The sequence below is a fragment of the bacterium genome (assembly GCA_016708315.1).
In the GTDB taxonomy this organism is placed as follows: domain Bacteria; phylum Zixibacteria; class MSB-5A5; order CAIYYT01; family CAIYYT01; genus JADJGC01.
In genome coordinates, this window is sequence record JADJGC010000009.1 from 68,921 (window position 1) to 83,723 (window position 14,803).

Sequence of the window (14,803 nt, forward strand, 5' to 3'; positions counted from 1 at the left end):
CGAGAAAGGAATTCGCGATGAGAAAGATCGCACTCACGCTGATAATATTCGCAATCGGAGCAATATTCACTATGAACGGTTATGCCGCGACACCAGAAGAAGCTGCCAAACAGATCGCCGAGACGGAATTGGCATTTGCCAAGATGGCGTCGGATACAACGATGACACTGGCGTTTCTGGAATATCTTCACGATGAAGCTGTCGTATTTCGTCCAGAAACCGTGAACGGCAAACTTTGGTATGCCAGCCGACCGCCGAATACGGCGCAACTGAGTTGGTGGCCAATCTATGTACTTGCTTCAAAGTCCGGGGATATGGGTCTATCGACCGGGCCGTACGAGTTTCGGACAGAGAATTCGGACACGGTGCCGGTTTATCACGGGCATTTCGTATCGATCTGGAAAAGGCAGCCCGACGGCAAATTCAAAGTCATGGCGGATTTGGGCAACAGCCACGACAAGCCTGAAACGAAGGTGACAACTCTGACTATCGGAAATTCCGTAACAGCGGCGGCACCGAAGAAATCGGGTCTGGCGATTCCGGCTTCAAATGAGACACTTGCGCAGGCGGAGTCGCTGTATTCGGCGATGTCTTCGACGGAAGGCGCGGTGGCGAGTTTTGCGAAGTTTTTTGCCGATGATGCGAGAATTTATCGCGATGGCGATTTTCCGTTTGTCGGCAAGGCGGCTGCAGCATCGGTATACAAGGATGCTGAACTGATGATGTCATTGAAGACGAACTTCGTCAGTACTTCCGAGGGTGATGATTTCGGCTATGCTTACGGAATCGCCAAGCAGTGGGACAAGAAAAGCACCATAGCGCCGGTCACTGCGCTGAGTTACCATCGTGTATGGCGTCGCGGCGACGACGGTCACTGGAAGATCGCGTTGGACATTGCGTTACCGATTACAAATTGATTTCAGGAACCTTTGCCTCTACTCATTCGTTTCATCCTAACGTATGAAGCGAGAGAAACTACTGCTATTCACGCTTGCGGCGATCAATTTCACGCATATCGTCGATTTCATGATAATGATGCCGCTCGGTCCGCAGCTGATGCGACTGTTTGACATTTCCCCGCAGCAATTTTCTGCCTTGGTATCGACCTATACGTTCAGCGCCGGTGTATCGAGTTTTATCGGGGCATTTGTGCTTGACCGGTTTGACCGCAAGAAGGCGCTGATGATCGCTTACACCGGTTTTGTGATCGGGACATTTGCCTGCGCGCTGGCGCCTAACTATCAGTTGCTGCTTTCAGCGCGAATCGTGACGGGCGCATTTGGCGGAGTGATTTCGGCGCTGATACTATCGATCATTGGCGACGTGATTCCGGAATTTCGGCGGGCAACGGCTATCGGCATTGTGATGGGAGCATTTTCGGTTGCATCAGTAGTAGGCGTGCCATTCGGTTTGTTCATGGCGAACCAGTATTCGTGGCATGCACCGTTCATATTCCTTGGCATCTTGAGTTCGGTGATATTGGGATTGATAGTTGCGTCGATGCCGAAGCTACAAGGGCATATGAACAGCGATGTAGCGCACCCGAGTCCGTTCAGGATACTGGCGAACCTGGCGCAGAACAGCAATCAGCTGTCGGCGCTATGTTTTACAATCATGTTGGTGATGGGACATTTTTCGATTATTCCGTTTCTAAGTCCTTATATGGTAGCGAACGTCGGTTTCAGCGAGTCGGATTTGACGTACATATACCTGATTGGCGGAGCCGTGACGATATTCACTTCGCCAGCAATCGGCAGACTCGCCGATAGAATCGGCAAGCCTCGCGTGTTCATGACGTTTGCGCTATTGACTCTGATACCGGTGTTCGCTCTAACGAATCTTCCAAAGACCGCGCTGCCATTGGCTCTCTTGGTAACGACGATATTCTTCGTGACCTCCAGCGGGCGCTGGGTACCGGCGACTACGATGATAACTTCGACGGTTACGCCGCAGAGCCGAGGCAGTTTCATGAGCATAAACTCGTCGGTCCAGCAAATCACGGCGGGTATTGCAGCCACGATTGCCGGTGTGATCGTAACGAAGGACGCTTCCGGAGCATTGGTGAATTACCAGTATGTTGGATATCTGGCGATTGTGGTGTCGTTGCTGGGGATTTTGGTATCGCGGCGGTTGCGGGCGATTAGTTGAGCCCGATCGGTTAGCGTTTTTAGCCGTCGCTGCGCTGCAGGATGGCGACTCCGATTGTGAATCCAACAACGCCGATTGCGAGCAAGATTCCCACAGGCTGGAGCATTTCCATAAAGCCAAATCCGCGCCAGATTGCGCCTTCGGGGGCAAGGATACTCCACTTGACCGGGCTGAAGTTGCTCATGGTGGCCATCCACGGAGGCATCATCATCAGCGGTACCATTCCGCCACCGGTCATTGAGAAGACCATAAACAGTCCCCAGCCGGTGCCGGAGACGGACGCTTCAGTCTTGCCGAGCACACTCATCATCATCATTAATCCAACGAAGCAAAATGCTGCGCTGAAAACTGCAGCAAGCAAACCAATCGGAGAGCCGACGTTGACTTTGAAGATGAGAATTCCGATTGCGAGCAGCGTGAAGCAAGTGAGTGAGCTGGCGATAAAGCAGGCGAGTCCCTTGCCGGCGAGAATTTGGAATCGCGAAATCGGCGCCAGACGCAAACGCATAAACGTGCCGCGAGTGCGTTCGACGACGATTGAAAGCGCGAATGCTGCCGCGCAGCCGATCAGCGCCCACTGCAGGGATTGCGGGAAGGTGATTTCGAACGATGAGCGAGGTTTGATGCTTTGCAATGCAACGTCCTTGAAGTCGATCTTGATCTGACCGAATCCTGCCGATGATGTGCCGCCGCTGTCAGCGGTTGCCGAGTCGAGTGTATTGAGAGTAACCAGGAACGTATCAAGCGTAGAATAGAGATCGCCGAGTATGCCCTTGGTAGAGCCTTCGACTCCGGCTGTGGTGTCGAGTTTGGCATGTTCTTGTTTGATTGAATTCCGCCATGCTTGTGAATCCATCATAGATGATTGCATCAGTTTGTAATATGCCTGACTAATCAACCCATTAAGATAGCCAGCTTCAGCGCGTCGGGCGGGATCGATACCGACTTGGATTGAGTTATCGTTATCGGCGAACATGCTGAAGGCATTGTCGCCTCCGCCAATAAATTCGACGTAGGCTACCAATGTGCCACGAGTAACAAGCATGCGTGCGCTGTCGCGTGGCAACGGAGTTACTTGAAGGGCTTCGGACTTCGCGAGTTCGTCGTAGAAGATCTTCCCTAACGGACTGACGTGCTCCTGCACAGTTGCGATTCGCAAAGAGCGAGCACCGCCACCGCTGGAAGAGAAGATTGAGCCGAAGAAAAGCGCCATCAGAAGCGGGAACACGATGACCCAGAACAATCCCATTTTGTCGCGAACCAACAGGCGCAGATCTTTTATGGCAAGATTGATGATTGCTCGCATTAGTCGCGTAACCTTCGTCCCGTGAGGTTAAGGAAGACACTCTCCAGATCGGGGCGTTCGATGTGCAATTCCGAGAAAGAGACGCCTTGCGCTTGAAGCGCGAGCACATCTGCGAATGGTTGGTTAGATTCGAAGCGTAAAGTCAAGCCGTCGCGAACACCGGGGAGTTTGATTGTTTCCGCTGGAGGTGATTCCATCTGTGCGATGACAACGGCTTCACCGCCGTGCCGGGCAAGGAGATTCTTGACTGTGTCGATGTCGAGAATTTTGCCGTGATCGATGATGGCGACGCGGTCGCACAGGCGCTGAGCTTCTTCCATGTAGTGGGTTGTATAGATGACCGTGCGGCCAAGTTTCTTGAGCATCTCGATTTGATCGAAAATTGCGTTGCGCGATTGCGGATCCACGCCGACAGTCGGTTCGTCGAGGAAGACAATTTGCGGGTCATGAACCAAGCCGCAGACGATGTTGAGGCGGCGTTTCATTCCGCCGGAGTATTTGGAGACGATATCTTTGCGGCGATCGAGCAAGCCGGAAAGTTCGAGCGACCATTCGACACGCGATTTCAGATTCGCTCCGCGCAGTCCATACATACTGCCAAAGAAGCGGAGATTTTCCTCGGCGGTAAGTTCTTCATAGATCGCCAACGCTTGCGGTGCGGCGCCGATGTGATTGCGCGCCGACGGTTGCCGGGGATTGCCAAGATTCTCGAGTGTGATACTGCCTGAGTCGGGGGCAATTGCACCAACCATCATATTGATAGCCGTAGACTTGCCGGCACCGTTAGGGCCGAGCAAGCCGAAGATCTCGCCTTTCTTGACTTCAAGGGAGACGTTATCGACGGCAGTGATTTGCCCGAAGCGTTTTGTCACATTGTTGACTGAGATCATCGCGACAAGTTACGCAAAACAGGATGTGTTTGTTACAAGAAACTACGGGGAATGACAGATTAATGTCCCTTGATGTCTACAATTGACTGAGCGGAGAGAGCGGGGGGCCCCCCGGTGTCCGAGGGACGAACTTCTTCGGCTCGTCCCTCGGAGACAGGTTTAGGATTTGGAAATTGCTCGCGACGTAGTGATTGCGAGCAGCTTTTCGACGGCAGCGATGACATCGTGGGAGGCGGTCACTGCGCGAGAATACGCCTCTTTCGCACCAGCTTTGTCACCGTTTTTGAACGCAGAGACGGCTTGATTGCCAAACTGGTGCACACGTTTATGAGGTTCGGCGATTGCGCGAAATTCCGTCATGTCGGTGAATTCGGCGGCATCGACAGAATAGTACCATTTGCCGAATCGGCAGTGGTGATCGTCGACGCCCTTCCAGGTGGAAATGGCGACCTTGCCGTCTATGGTCTTGCGGAGGGTTTCCATGTAGCCGATGTGGTCATTCTTTGCAAGGGCTATAGCGGTCGTGTTGCCACCAGTGAGCTTAAAGCGACTGACCATTGCGCTCAGACCTTCCGCCTGTCGGCTGAGTTGTTCAGCGGCGGCGGCGGCTTGTTCGACTCCACCGGCATTGTCTTTGGTCACGTTGGCAATCGACTCGATGTTGATGGCGATCTGGGTTGAAGCGGAAGATTGCTCTTCGGAAGCTCTTGCCATTTGTCCGACCATCTCTTGAACACGTTGAGCAAATTCGAGGATGGCGTTGAGACTTTCGCCGGCTTTGTCGGCGAGTTGGCGGCCGCTGTCGACTTCGCTGATACCTTCCTGCATCGAAGTTACGGCGCCAACGGTGTCGGTTTGAATACCGCGAATCATGTCAGTGATTTCTTTGGTAGCCTTGGTGGTGCGCTCTGCAAGTTTGCGAACTTCATCAGCGACTACTGCAAATCCGCGTCCCTGATCACCGGCACGAGCGGCTTCGATAGCGGCGTTAAGAGCGAGTAGATTTGTTTGGTCGGCGATGTCGTCGATCACGCCGATGATTTCGCCAATCTTGTCGGAGGACTTTGCGAGGTCCTGGATGGTACTGGCGGATTTCTGGACGACTTCGGCGATGCGATTCATACCGGACATAGTCTGCGAGACAATGATGGCGCCTTCGCGGGCTGCAGTTGCAGCTTGCTTGGCGGTGTCAGCAGCTTCACCGGCGTTCTTGGTGGTCTCCATGATTGTCGCCGACATCTCTTCGACGGCGCTGGAGACTTGCGCGGTTTGATCGGTCTGTTGTTGCGCACCGCGCGCCATTTCTTCGGAGGAGGACGCGATTTCAGTAGCAGCGCTGACAAGTTGGGAGGCGTTGTCGCCGAGTTCGGTTACCATTCCACGGAGATTGGCAACCATGCTCTTGAACGCATGCCCGAGAATGTCCTTGTCGGAACGCGGCTCGACCTCAACGGTGAGATTCTTGGCGGCAATATTCTGCGCGGCAGTCGCCATGTATTTGATGTAATCGGTCAATTGGTCGAAGGATCGGGCGAGAGTGCCGATTTCATCTGTAGAGGTCGTATCTATCTTAACATCGATGTTTCCGCCGGCAATTTGTCCGGCGACTTTAGCGAGTCGTTGTATGGGGCGGCTGATTGACCGCGAGAAAGTGAAGGTGAGAAACAAGCCGACTGCGAGAATGACTCCGCCAACAATGAGCAAGAAATTTCTGCTCTGACTGATCGGCGCAGTGAATTCATCGAGGTAGCTGCCGACGCCGATGATCCATTCCCATTCCTTGAAATAGGTATAAGCCACGATTTTGTCGCGTTCTTTGGTATCGCCCAGTTCCTTGTTTACCCAAGGATAGACGATCCAACCGACTTCATTTTCGCCAAGTTCAGGGCCTTTCTTCATCATCTCCTGAATGAATGCATAGTTGCTGATATCGGCGCCTTCTTTGGCAGGATGGATTTTGAGAACACCTTTGGTGTCAATGGCATAGGCATAGCCGGTTTGACCGATTTTTTGGCCGAGCAGAGCGGAACGAAGCAGCGGTGATTGCTCTTTGGTGCCGCAGAATAGTGCACCAACAATGGTGCCGGAGTTGTCGCGGATCGGTTCGTAGGCAGTCACATACCAATCGTCGACGACGACAGCACGGCCCACGAAGGTACGTCCGTTTTTAAACACTTCGTCATAGACCTTGTCGGACAGCGGAGTACCGACAGCGCGTTTTCCTGTTTTGTCTTTGACGCTGGTGGCGATGCGAACGGCGCGGCTGCCATCTTTCATGAAGATAGTGCAGAATGATCCGGTGCGTTGAGTGATGTCATCGACGAACTTGGTGTCGTCGTTAAATTCGCGGCCATTGAGCAACAGACGGCCATCGCGCAGGGTAACATCACGGCCACCGATATTGTTCAGGGCAAGTCGTGCCATGTTCAGATCTGATTTGACTTTGTCGCCAGCATTGAGGGCCTGGAGCTCGCATAGTTGGGTTGCGACCGACGCCAATCTCGCAATGTCGGTTTTGGCGGCTTCGGTAAGATACTTCGCATTCTGCCGGCTCGAGATAAAGACGTTGATTGCAATAGCAGCAACCAAGAGAGTACTCGTAAGCAGCATCACCTTGCCCATGATGTTCAGTTTGATTCGCATAGCACTTCTGCCCTTTCGGATTCGGCGTCCAAGTATTTTATCCGTGAATTTCAATTCTTCATACGATACCTGTGCGCGGTTGATTCCCAACCGGCGCAAGCGGCGACGTGCAAGCAAAATAGTGAGGGCGTCAGTCATTTCGACCGGCGCCCATTTTATTGCACTAAGAGAGCGGTTGCTTTTCGCTTACGCGAAACAACCGGCAGAAGATCGAGTTGTTTGTCAAACCCTCTTTAAGTCTACCCTACCTTCTATAAATCGGCTAAAACATGTCTTTCTTCACCTGAGAGGATCTTTGAGAGGTCCAGATGAATCAAGAGACGATTTTCCAACTTGGCGACGCCACGGATATATTCGGATTCGACCGAGGTAACTACATCAGGGGTTGGTTCGAGTGTCGATGCGGGAATGCGCAAGACTTCGGAAACGGAGTCTACGACCATACCCATCGTTTGGCCTTCGATGTCGACGACGACAATGCGGGTGTTCTTGTCGTGAGCGCTCAGTTCCATGTTGAAACGTTTGCGCAGGTCGATGATCGGGATCACCTTGCCGCGCAGGTTGATGATGCCCTCGACAAACTCGGGTGAGCGCGGAACTTTGGTGATGTCCACCATGCGGTTGATTTCTTGCACTTTGAGAATGTCCACACCGAACTCTTCAGATCCGATCTGGAAACTCACCAGTTGCAGGATTTCATCCGACTGCTTCCGCGCGACTTTTGTATCTTTGTTTTCCATTGTATCTTCCTCCCGTCGCTTACTTTCTGACCTGGAACTTGCTGACCATGGATTGCAGACCTTCGGCCTGGCGATTCAATTGCTCGGCGGCTGACGCTGACTGCTCGATACCGGCGGCGTTTTCCTTGGTCACATTTGCGATCGATTCGACATTGCGGGCGATCTGTTCGGAAGCTGCCGACTGCTGTTCGGCTGCTGACGCGATTTGCTGGATCATATCCTGCACGCGCTGGGAGAAACCAAGAATCGCGTTAAGGCTTTCGCCGGCTCTGTCGGCCAATTGACGACCACCATCGACCTCGTGAATACCTTGCTCCATTGAAACGACGGCGCCCTTGGTATCTGACTGGATTCCCTTGATCATGTCAGTGATCTCTTTGGTCGCTTTGGTTGTACGTTCAGCGAGTTTGCGAACTTCGTCAGCGACAACGGCAAAGCCACGTCCCTGTTCACCGGCGCGAGCAGCTTCGATAGCCGCATTCAATGCCAGCAAGTTGGTCTGATCGGCGATGTCATCGATTACGCCGATGATTTCGCCAATCTGGTCGGATGACTTCGACAATGCCTGAATGGTATTGGCTGAGTCTTGCACTACCTTGGCGATCTTGTTCATGCCTTCGATGGTTTGCGAGACGACCTTGGTGCCTTCGGTAGCGGCACTGGCGGCTTCGCGCGCCATACCGGAAGCTTCACCGGCGTTCTTCGACGACTCGACGATTGTCGCGGTCATCTCTTCGACGGCACTGGAGACTTGAGCAGTCTGGCTGGTCTGCTCCGAGGAGCCGCGAGCCATTTGCTCTGAAGATGAAGCAATCTCGGTTGATGCACTGACAAGTTGAGTAGCGTTGTCGGTGAGTTCCTTGATCATGCTCGAGAGATTGTTGGTCATCGTTTTGAAGGCGACGCCGAGAGCGTCCTTTTCGGATTTCGGTTCGACTTGCACGGTAAGGTTGTTTGCGGCGATCTGAGTCGCGGCGCCGGCAAGATTCTTCATGTAGTCAATCAGGGCACGGAAGGAATCGGCAAGCGCGCCGACTTCGTCTTTTTGTCTGATATCGATGTTGTGTTGAATGTCACCGATAGCGATTTCGCCGGCGATATTGGCAATTTGTTTAAGTGGCAGCGACAAGCCGCGAGCGATGAAGTAGGCTACAAACCCGGCAATCAAAACAGCAGCGAATGCAAATACCATTGACATCGTTGTTGCGGTGCCGATGTCGGATGCCATTTTCTTGGACTGGCCGGTGGCGATGTCATCGAGTTTTGCCCGGAATTCGCGATTGATTGCCTGACTTTCGGCCAAGTATTTCCGGCTTCATGTTGTGCGTTGACGGGTGCCTTATATGGCGCCAACGTATTCGCGAGACGCTGAGAAATGTTGCTATTGGAACCGGCCTTGCGATTGAAGTCCTGAATTTCATCTTCAAATCGGTCGTAGTATTTGTCTTCGCCTTTCCAAAGGAAATAAAGAATTTGAATCCGGCATTCAAGAAACTGAGGTACAGTGCAGGGTATGATTCAATTAACTGACTGACCTTGTTTGCGGTTTCTATCTCTCTTGGGAGATTCCTCTGCCTTGCGGTATTGAGTGTAGTAAGACGAGAATGTTTTGTTATACTGTTCAGCCAATTTGCGGGCCTCGTCAACTTCGTCACGGTCTTCCTGCGTGGCCAGGCCTGACTTGAGTTCATCAAGGCCCTTGAAAATTTCTTCAAGTTTCGCCTTGAGTTTTTCGGCATACTCTTCTTCGCCGGTCATAGTGAAGTCGCGACGGATCGAAGCCGTTTCTTGCATTGAATTTTGTAATGCTCAGCAAAGTTGACATTGCCTGCGCGACGTTCGACGGTGTTAAGACCGCTAAAGCCGACGTAACCGACAATGATCGTCAAGACAATGACGATTCCAAAGCCGATGTAGAGTTTCTTGCCGATTTGGATGTCTTTCCAACTCATGATGCCCTCTCCTTTAGTGTTCCTAGATGTTTTTTGGTTTTAAGTTAGTTGATTCAGTTTGTTGTTACTTCTTAGTCGGTCAGGTCATCGTCGGCGGAATCGGAATGGTAGGATGAAATGTAACGGTGCCCTTTTTGCTTTCTCTGACTTCTTACATCCCTTTGCTTCAGAATCACTCAATCAGCTCATCAACTGTTAAAGTTTATCGACTTTTTTGCCATATTCTAACTGCAACAATTGGGTATTGTTTGAACAGTTGTGCGTTCTCTTGGCCTGCCAGATTTGCACGAGCCGCATTGTTAGACGCGGCTCTGGCTCCATTGATAGACATTGGATTTGCATCATTGTTGCCATGAAATGGCAGTCGATGACAAAGGCGAACACGCGTTTACGTTTCTCAAGCGCGCACATTTCCATATTGAAACGTTCTCGCAGGTCGATAAGATGATCGGAGTCACTCTACTTTTCGATCCCGATTGTCTCCGCGCAACTATGGTAACATTTTCTTCCACGGTGTCTGCCTTCCGTCGCTTATTTACTGACCTGGAACTTGCCGACCATTGATTGCAGACCTTCGGCCTGGCGGTTGAGCTGTTCAGCGGCTGAAGCCGATTGCTCGATACCGGCGGCGTTTTCCTTGTCACGTTTGCAATTGATTCAACGTTGCGGGCGATCTGTTCTGAGGCGGATGACTGCTCTTCTGCGGCGGAGGCAATCTGCTGGATCATATCCTGAACACGCTGGAGAAGTCAAGGATGGCATTGAGGCTCTCGCCAGCCTTGTCAGCCAATTGACGGCCGCCTTCGACTTCGTGAATACCTTGCTCCATCGAAACGACGGCGCCCTTCGTGTCCGACTGAATACCCTTGATCATATCCGTGATCTCTTTGGTTGCTTTGGTCGTACGCTCGGCGAGTTTGCGGACCTCGTCGGCAACAACAGCGAATCCACGCCCTTGTTCACCGGCGCGGGCAGCTTCGATAGCGGCGTTAAGCGCCAGCAAGTTCGTCTGGTCAGCAATGTCATCGATGACGCTGATGATTTCGCCAATTTGGTCGGATGACTTTGCCAGTGCCTGAATGGTGGCGGCAGAGTCTTGCACGACCGAGGCGATCTTGTTCATACCGTCAATGGTTTGCGAGACGATCTTTGTGCCTTCAATTGCCGCACCGGCGGCCCCCTCGATGCGGCGGTAGTCGACGCCACCGATGACGCGACGAGGCGGTCATTTCTTCGACAGCACTGGAGACTTGCGCAGTTTGGTTGGTTTGCTCTGAAGAGCCGCGGGCCATTTGCTCTGATGATGAGGCAATCTCGGTTGATGCACTGACAAGCTGAGTTGCGTTGTCGGTGAGCTCCTTGATCATGTTGGATAGATTGTGGGTCATGGTTTTGAAAGCGACGCCGAGAGCGTCCTTGTCAGACTTCGGCTCGACTTGCACGGTTAGATTGTTGGCAGCAATCTGCGTGGCAGCATCGGCAAGACCTTTCAGGTAGTTGACTAAATTACGGAACGATTCAGCCAACTTTCCGATCTCGTCGTTTGAATCGACATCGATCTTGACGTTGACATCGCCCATTGCGACTTCATCGGCGACCTTGTTGAGCGCGCGAACAGGTCTTACGATCTGGTGTGTAATCCAGATTCCCAGAAATGAAACTGCCAGTAGAGTGGCAAGAGTGATTGAGAGTAAGATGATTGTGCCCGAGAGAATCTTTTCACCTGCCAGCTTCTCCGTATTGGAGTTTTGTTGATTCGCCAACTGCACGACTTTGTCAATTGCAGTGCGATGTTCGTCATAGAGTGTGGTCAGTTGTCCGTCGACCAATCTGTTGGCTTCGCGCAGATCGCCACGCCGTACGGCAGGGTCCTTCTCAACTAAATCATAGAAATCTGTCGCCGGTCGATACGAAGTCTCGACCAGCTTTCTTTTCAATTCCCCCTGCGGAAGCAGGTCCACCCAAAACTCATGACGAGTATCAAAGTCTGTCTGGAGCTGTTCAAGGCGATTCTCAAGATCCCTGATCTTAGTCGTTTCCGAGGCTTTCGCCAATTGGTGAACAACCAGATACGATTCGATGATATACTCGGGTGGAGGGAGAATGTCGGCGATAAGATCCTTTCCTGCAACGATCTCACTGTATACCGGGCCGTTTACCTGCATTTCTCTTGTTAGCATGAAAGAGGTCACACCAAAGGCTGTGAAGCCAGTCACGAATACCATAAGTAGCAGAACCAGCTTACTCTTGACACTTAACCTCTTCAGAATGTTCATTGTCACTCAACTCCTTGCTATAGAATGTTGCCTGCACCCCGGTGTTTATGTCCCAATACTTGCCTTGCGGCTGGAGATTGTCCAAAAGAAAGAGGGCGATAGCAATTTCAGCCAACGCCCTCATCTTCACGATTTAATGAGTAAACCCTACGGCGCAGTGGTCCGGACTTCGGACCAGCGGCACCACGTGTTTACCCTCGAGTGTTTGTTCTTACAATTCAGTAAGCACGTGCCTTTCTTCGCCGGATAAGATTCTGGAGAGGTCCAGATGGATTAACAGGCGATTGTCGAGCTTAGCGACGCCACGGATGTATTCGGATTCGACCGAGGTTACAACGTCTGGCGTCGGTTCGATTGTCGAGGCGGGAATGCGCAGGACTTCGGAAACGGAGTCTACGACCATACCCATCGTTTGGCCTTCAATGTCGACGACGACAATGCGGGTATTTTTGTCGTGGGCGCTCAGTTCCATATTGAATCTTTTGCGCAGGTCAATGATTGGGATCACCTTTCCGCGCAAATTGATGATGCCCTCGACAAACTCCGGCGAACGCGGGACCTTGGTGATATCCACCATGCGGTTGATTTCTTGCACTTTGAGAATGTCCACACCGAACTCTTCAGTTCCGATCTGGAAACTCACGAGTTGCAGGATTTCGTCCGACTGTCTCCGCGCGACTTTGGTTTCATTATCTTCCATAGTAACTTCCTTCCGTCGCTTACTTTCTGACCTGGAACTTGCCGACCATGATCTGCAGACCTTCGGCCTGACGATTCAATTGCTCGGCGGCTGAAGCTGACTGCTCGATACCGGCGGCGTTTTCCTTGGTCACATTCGCGATCGACTCAACATTGCGGGCAATCTGTTCCGAAGCCGCTGACTGCTGTTCGGCGGCCGAAGCGATCTGCTGGATCATATCCTGCACGCGCTGGGAGAAGCCCAGAATGGCGTTGAGGCTCTCACCGGCTCTGTCGGCCAACTGACGACCGCCATCGACTTCGTGAATACCTTGTTCCATCGAAACGACGGCGCCCTTGGTATCGGCCTGGATGCCTTTGATCATGTCGGTAATCTCTTTGGTTGCCTTGGTCGTACGCTCGGCGAGTTTGCGAACTTCGTCGGCGACGACGGCAAAGCCGCGGCCTTGTTCACCAGCACGAGCGGCTTCGATGGCGGCATTCAATGCCAGCAGGTTGGTTTGGTCGGCGATGTCATCGATGACGCCGATGATTTCGCCAATTTGATCGGATGACTTTGCCAGTGCCTGAATGGTGTTAGCTGAGTCCTGCACCACCTTGGCGATCTTGTTCATGCCTTCGATCGTTTGCGAAACGACCTTGGTGCCTTCGGTTGCGGCACTGGCGGCTTCGCGCGCCATGGTTGAGGCTTCGCCGGCGTTTTTGGAAGACTCGACTATGGTCGCAGTCATTTCTTCGACGGCGCTGGAGACCTGAGCTGTTTGGCTGGTTTGTTCCGATGAACCGCGAGCCATTTGCTCTGAAGATGAGGCGATCTCAGTCGACGCACTAACAAGCTGAGTTGCGTTGTCGGTGAGTTCTTTGATCATGTTCGAGAGATTGTTGGTCATGGTCTTGAAAGCGACGCCAAGAGCGTCTTTGTCGGACTTTGGTTCAACTTGCACGGTGAGATTGTTGGCGGCGATTTGAGTCGCGGCGCCAGCAAGGTTCTTCATGTAGTCGATCAAGTCACGGAATGAATTGGCCAATACTCCAATTTCGTCCTTCTGCTGGATGTGAATATCATGCTGGACGTCGCCGACTGCGACATCGTTTGCCACGCGGGTGATTTCGGCAAGCGGACGCGAGATGGCTTTTGCGATTACGAAAGCAACGCCTGCTCCAATTGCGAGAGCGGCAAACACGATAATGAGAGCGAGTGTCGTTGCCGCGGATTGTGCAGATTGCGCGCCCGCGTCAAAATGCTCTTCGGCGGTGACGGTTGATTCGACAAATTTCGCTGCCAGCGGGACCAATTTTTCGTTAGCGGCGACGATATCTTTGCGATTGCTTTGGTAAGCCTGAAGTTCGTTCTTCATTGTGTTTAGCGCCATAGCAAGATTCCCGCTGGTGCCGTTGGATTCGCGGATAAGATCATTCAGTCGATCCAGAGCAGTGTTCACGCGTGCTTCGTCGTGTTTAAGCAGATAGTCTTTTAGTGGCACGCGGACATCTTGCAGGTTGGCGAGAAAGCGAGTTGCGTTGCCATAGCGTATGATGTCGCGGGCTTGCTCTTCAGCTTTGTCAATTTTCGCAACCAACTCAGCAGCGCTGGACCGCACCTTGATCCAGTCTTTGAATATCTCAGCATATTCGTCGCTGAAATTTTCAATCGCTTCGACTTTGGGCATTTCGTCGGTATCGACTATGCCCTTCAGGGCTTCAATTTGTCCATCGATTTTGTCGAGCAGTTCGACGCAACGTTCTGCCGTCTTGGGATCAGCCACAATGGTAAAATCGCGACGGGCAACAGCAAGGTCTTTCACCGAAATTTCGATTTCCATTGCTCCATCAGCTTTTGTGTATTCCTTTTCCAGAGTTGACAGGCCGCTAAAACCGACCCATCCAACCAACAGTGTTAGTGCGAGCACCAATCCGAAACCGATGTACAGTTTCTTCCCGATTTTGATATCTTTCCAACTCATTCTCAACTCCCGTGTTTGAAAAATCTTCTTTCAATCGCCTGATCAATCTCAATCGCCTGTAGTGAACCGTTCGAAAGCGTATTGCGATCTGTTCTGATCTTCAAACCCCTTTTACCCAGTTAGTAAGCTTGGGCGGGCTTATCAGTCATTGTTCTCCTCCTGTGCGAACGGTCAAAGCGCGACAG

Annotated in this window: 13 protein-coding genes; 2 read left to right on the forward strand and 11 right to left on the reverse strand. The window is 52.1% G+C overall.

Annotation, left to right across the window (positions count from 1 at the left end; translation table 11 throughout):
• Positions 1–17: 17 nt before the first annotated feature.
• The gene (locus tag IPH59_09320; GenBank protein MBK7091905.1) at positions 18–917 is read left to right on the forward strand and encodes a nuclear transport factor 2 family protein; all 900 of its coding nucleotides are present in this window, start codon (positions 18–20) and stop codon (positions 915–917) included.
• A 43-nt stretch (positions 918–960) separates the two neighbouring features.
• Entirely contained in the window at positions 961–2,148 is a 1,188-nt protein-coding gene (locus IPH59_09325; GenBank protein MBK7091906.1) for an MFS transporter, read from the forward strand.
• Between the two features lie 19 nt (positions 2,149–2,167).
• Here IPH59_09325 and IPH59_09330 read toward each other — a convergent pair whose 3' ends face one another.
• The 11 genes from IPH59_09330 to IPH59_09380 form a co-directional block, all read right to left on the reverse strand.
• Entirely contained in the window at positions 2,168–3,454 is a 1,287-nt protein-coding gene (locus IPH59_09330) for an ABC transporter permease (protein MBK7091907.1), read from the reverse strand.
• Complete coding sequence (locus IPH59_09335; GenBank protein MBK7091908.1) at positions 3,454–4,344, reverse strand: ABC transporter ATP-binding protein; 891 nt, start codon at positions 4,342–4,344, stop codon at positions 3,454–3,456. Before IPH59_09335 ends, IPH59_09330 begins: the two co-directional genes overlap by 1 nt.
• Before the next feature lie 159 nt (positions 4,345–4,503).
• Positions 4,504–7,125: a Cache 3/Cache 2 fusion domain-containing protein gene (locus tag IPH59_09340; GenBank protein ID MBK7091909.1), complete on the reverse strand. Its 2,622-nt coding sequence runs from the start codon at positions 7,123–7,125 to the stop codon at positions 4,504–4,506.
• Between the two features lie 113 nt (positions 7,126–7,238).
• On the reverse strand, positions 7,239–7,727 hold the full coding sequence (locus IPH59_09345) for a chemotaxis protein CheW (protein ID MBK7091910.1): 489 nt from the start codon (positions 7,725–7,727) through the stop codon (positions 7,239–7,241).
• 19 nt (positions 7,728–7,746) lie between these two features.
• On the reverse strand, positions 7,747–9,030 hold the full coding sequence (locus IPH59_09350; GenBank protein ID MBK7091911.1) for a HAMP domain-containing protein: 1,284 nt from the start codon (positions 9,028–9,030) through the stop codon (positions 7,747–7,749).
• Positions 9,031–9,245: 215 nt separating this feature from the next.
• Positions 9,246–9,485, reverse strand: coding sequence for a hypothetical protein (locus IPH59_09355; GenBank protein MBK7091912.1), 240 nt, complete (start codon positions 9,483–9,485; stop codon positions 9,246–9,248).
• Entirely contained in the window at positions 9,482–9,679 is a 198-nt protein-coding gene (locus IPH59_09360; protein MBK7091913.1) for an MCP four helix bundle domain-containing protein, read from the reverse strand. The genes IPH59_09355 and IPH59_09360 overlap by 4 nt, the downstream gene beginning before the upstream one ends.
• 724 nt (positions 9,680–10,403) lie before the next feature.
• A complete protein-coding gene (locus IPH59_09365; protein MBK7091914.1) occupies positions 10,404–10,802 on the reverse strand; it encodes a hypothetical protein in 399 nt (132 codons plus the stop codon).
• Between the two features lie 34 nt (positions 10,803–10,836).
• Positions 10,837–11,955: a HAMP domain-containing protein gene (locus IPH59_09370; protein ID MBK7091915.1), complete on the reverse strand. Its 1,119-nt coding sequence runs from the start codon at positions 11,953–11,955 to the stop codon at positions 10,837–10,839.
• A 211-nt stretch (positions 11,956–12,166) separates the two neighbouring features.
• Entirely contained in the window at positions 12,167–12,655 is a 489-nt protein-coding gene (locus tag IPH59_09375; protein MBK7091916.1) for a chemotaxis protein CheW, read from the reverse strand.
• A 19-nt stretch (positions 12,656–12,674) separates the two neighbouring features.
• Positions 12,675–14,618 carry a HAMP domain-containing protein gene (locus IPH59_09380; GenBank protein MBK7091917.1) on the reverse strand — a complete coding sequence of 648 codons (1,944 nt, stop codon included), beginning with the start codon at positions 14,616–14,618 and terminating at the stop codon, positions 12,675–12,677.
• Between the last annotated feature and the right edge of the window lie 185 nt (positions 14,619–14,803).

What these genes read in the sequence shown, in the direction of transcription:
- IPH59_09330 (MBK7091907.1), bottom strand. Translation starts at nt 3,454, where the DNA reads ATGCGAGCAATCATCAATCTTGCCATAAAAGATCTGCGCCTGTTGGTT.
- IPH59_09325 (MBK7091906.1), top strand. Translation starts at nt 961, where the DNA reads ATGAAGCGAGAGAAACTACTGCTATTCACGCTTGCGGCGATCAATTTC.
- IPH59_09340 (MBK7091909.1), bottom strand. Translation starts at nt 7,125, where the DNA reads ATGACTGACGCCCTCACTATTTTGCTTGCACGTCGCCGCTTGCGCCGG.
- IPH59_09380 (MBK7091917.1), bottom strand. Translation starts at nt 14,618, where the DNA reads ATGAGTTGGAAAGATATCAAAATCGGGAAGAAACTGTACATCGGTTTC.
- IPH59_09320 (MBK7091905.1), top strand. Translation starts at nt 18, where the DNA reads ATGAGAAAGATCGCACTCACGCTGATAATATTCGCAATCGGAGCAATA.
- IPH59_09335 (MBK7091908.1), bottom strand. Translation starts at nt 4,344, where the DNA reads ATGATCTCAGTCAACAATGTGACAAAACGCTTCGGGCAAATCACTGCC.
- IPH59_09360 (MBK7091913.1), bottom strand. Translation starts at nt 9,679, where the DNA reads ATGAGTTGGAAAGACATCCAAATCGGCAAGAAACTCTACATCGGCTTT.
- IPH59_09365 (MBK7091914.1), bottom strand. Translation starts at nt 10,802, where the DNA reads ATGAACAAGATCGCCTCGGTCGTGCAAGACTCTGCCGCCACCATTCAG.
- IPH59_09375 (MBK7091916.1), bottom strand. Translation starts at nt 12,655, where the DNA reads ATGGAAGATAATGAAACCAAAGTCGCGCGGAGACAGTCGGACGAAATC.
- IPH59_09370 (MBK7091915.1), bottom strand. Translation starts at nt 11,955, where the DNA reads ATGAACATTCTGAAGAGGTTAAGTGTCAAGAGTAAGCTGGTTCTGCTA.
- IPH59_09345 (MBK7091910.1), bottom strand. Translation starts at nt 7,727, where the DNA reads ATGGAAAACAAAGATACAAAAGTCGCGCGGAAGCAGTCGGATGAAATC.
- IPH59_09355 (MBK7091912.1), bottom strand. Translation starts at nt 9,485, where the DNA reads ATGACCGGCGAAGAAGAGTATGCCGAAAAACTCAAGGCGAAACTTGAA.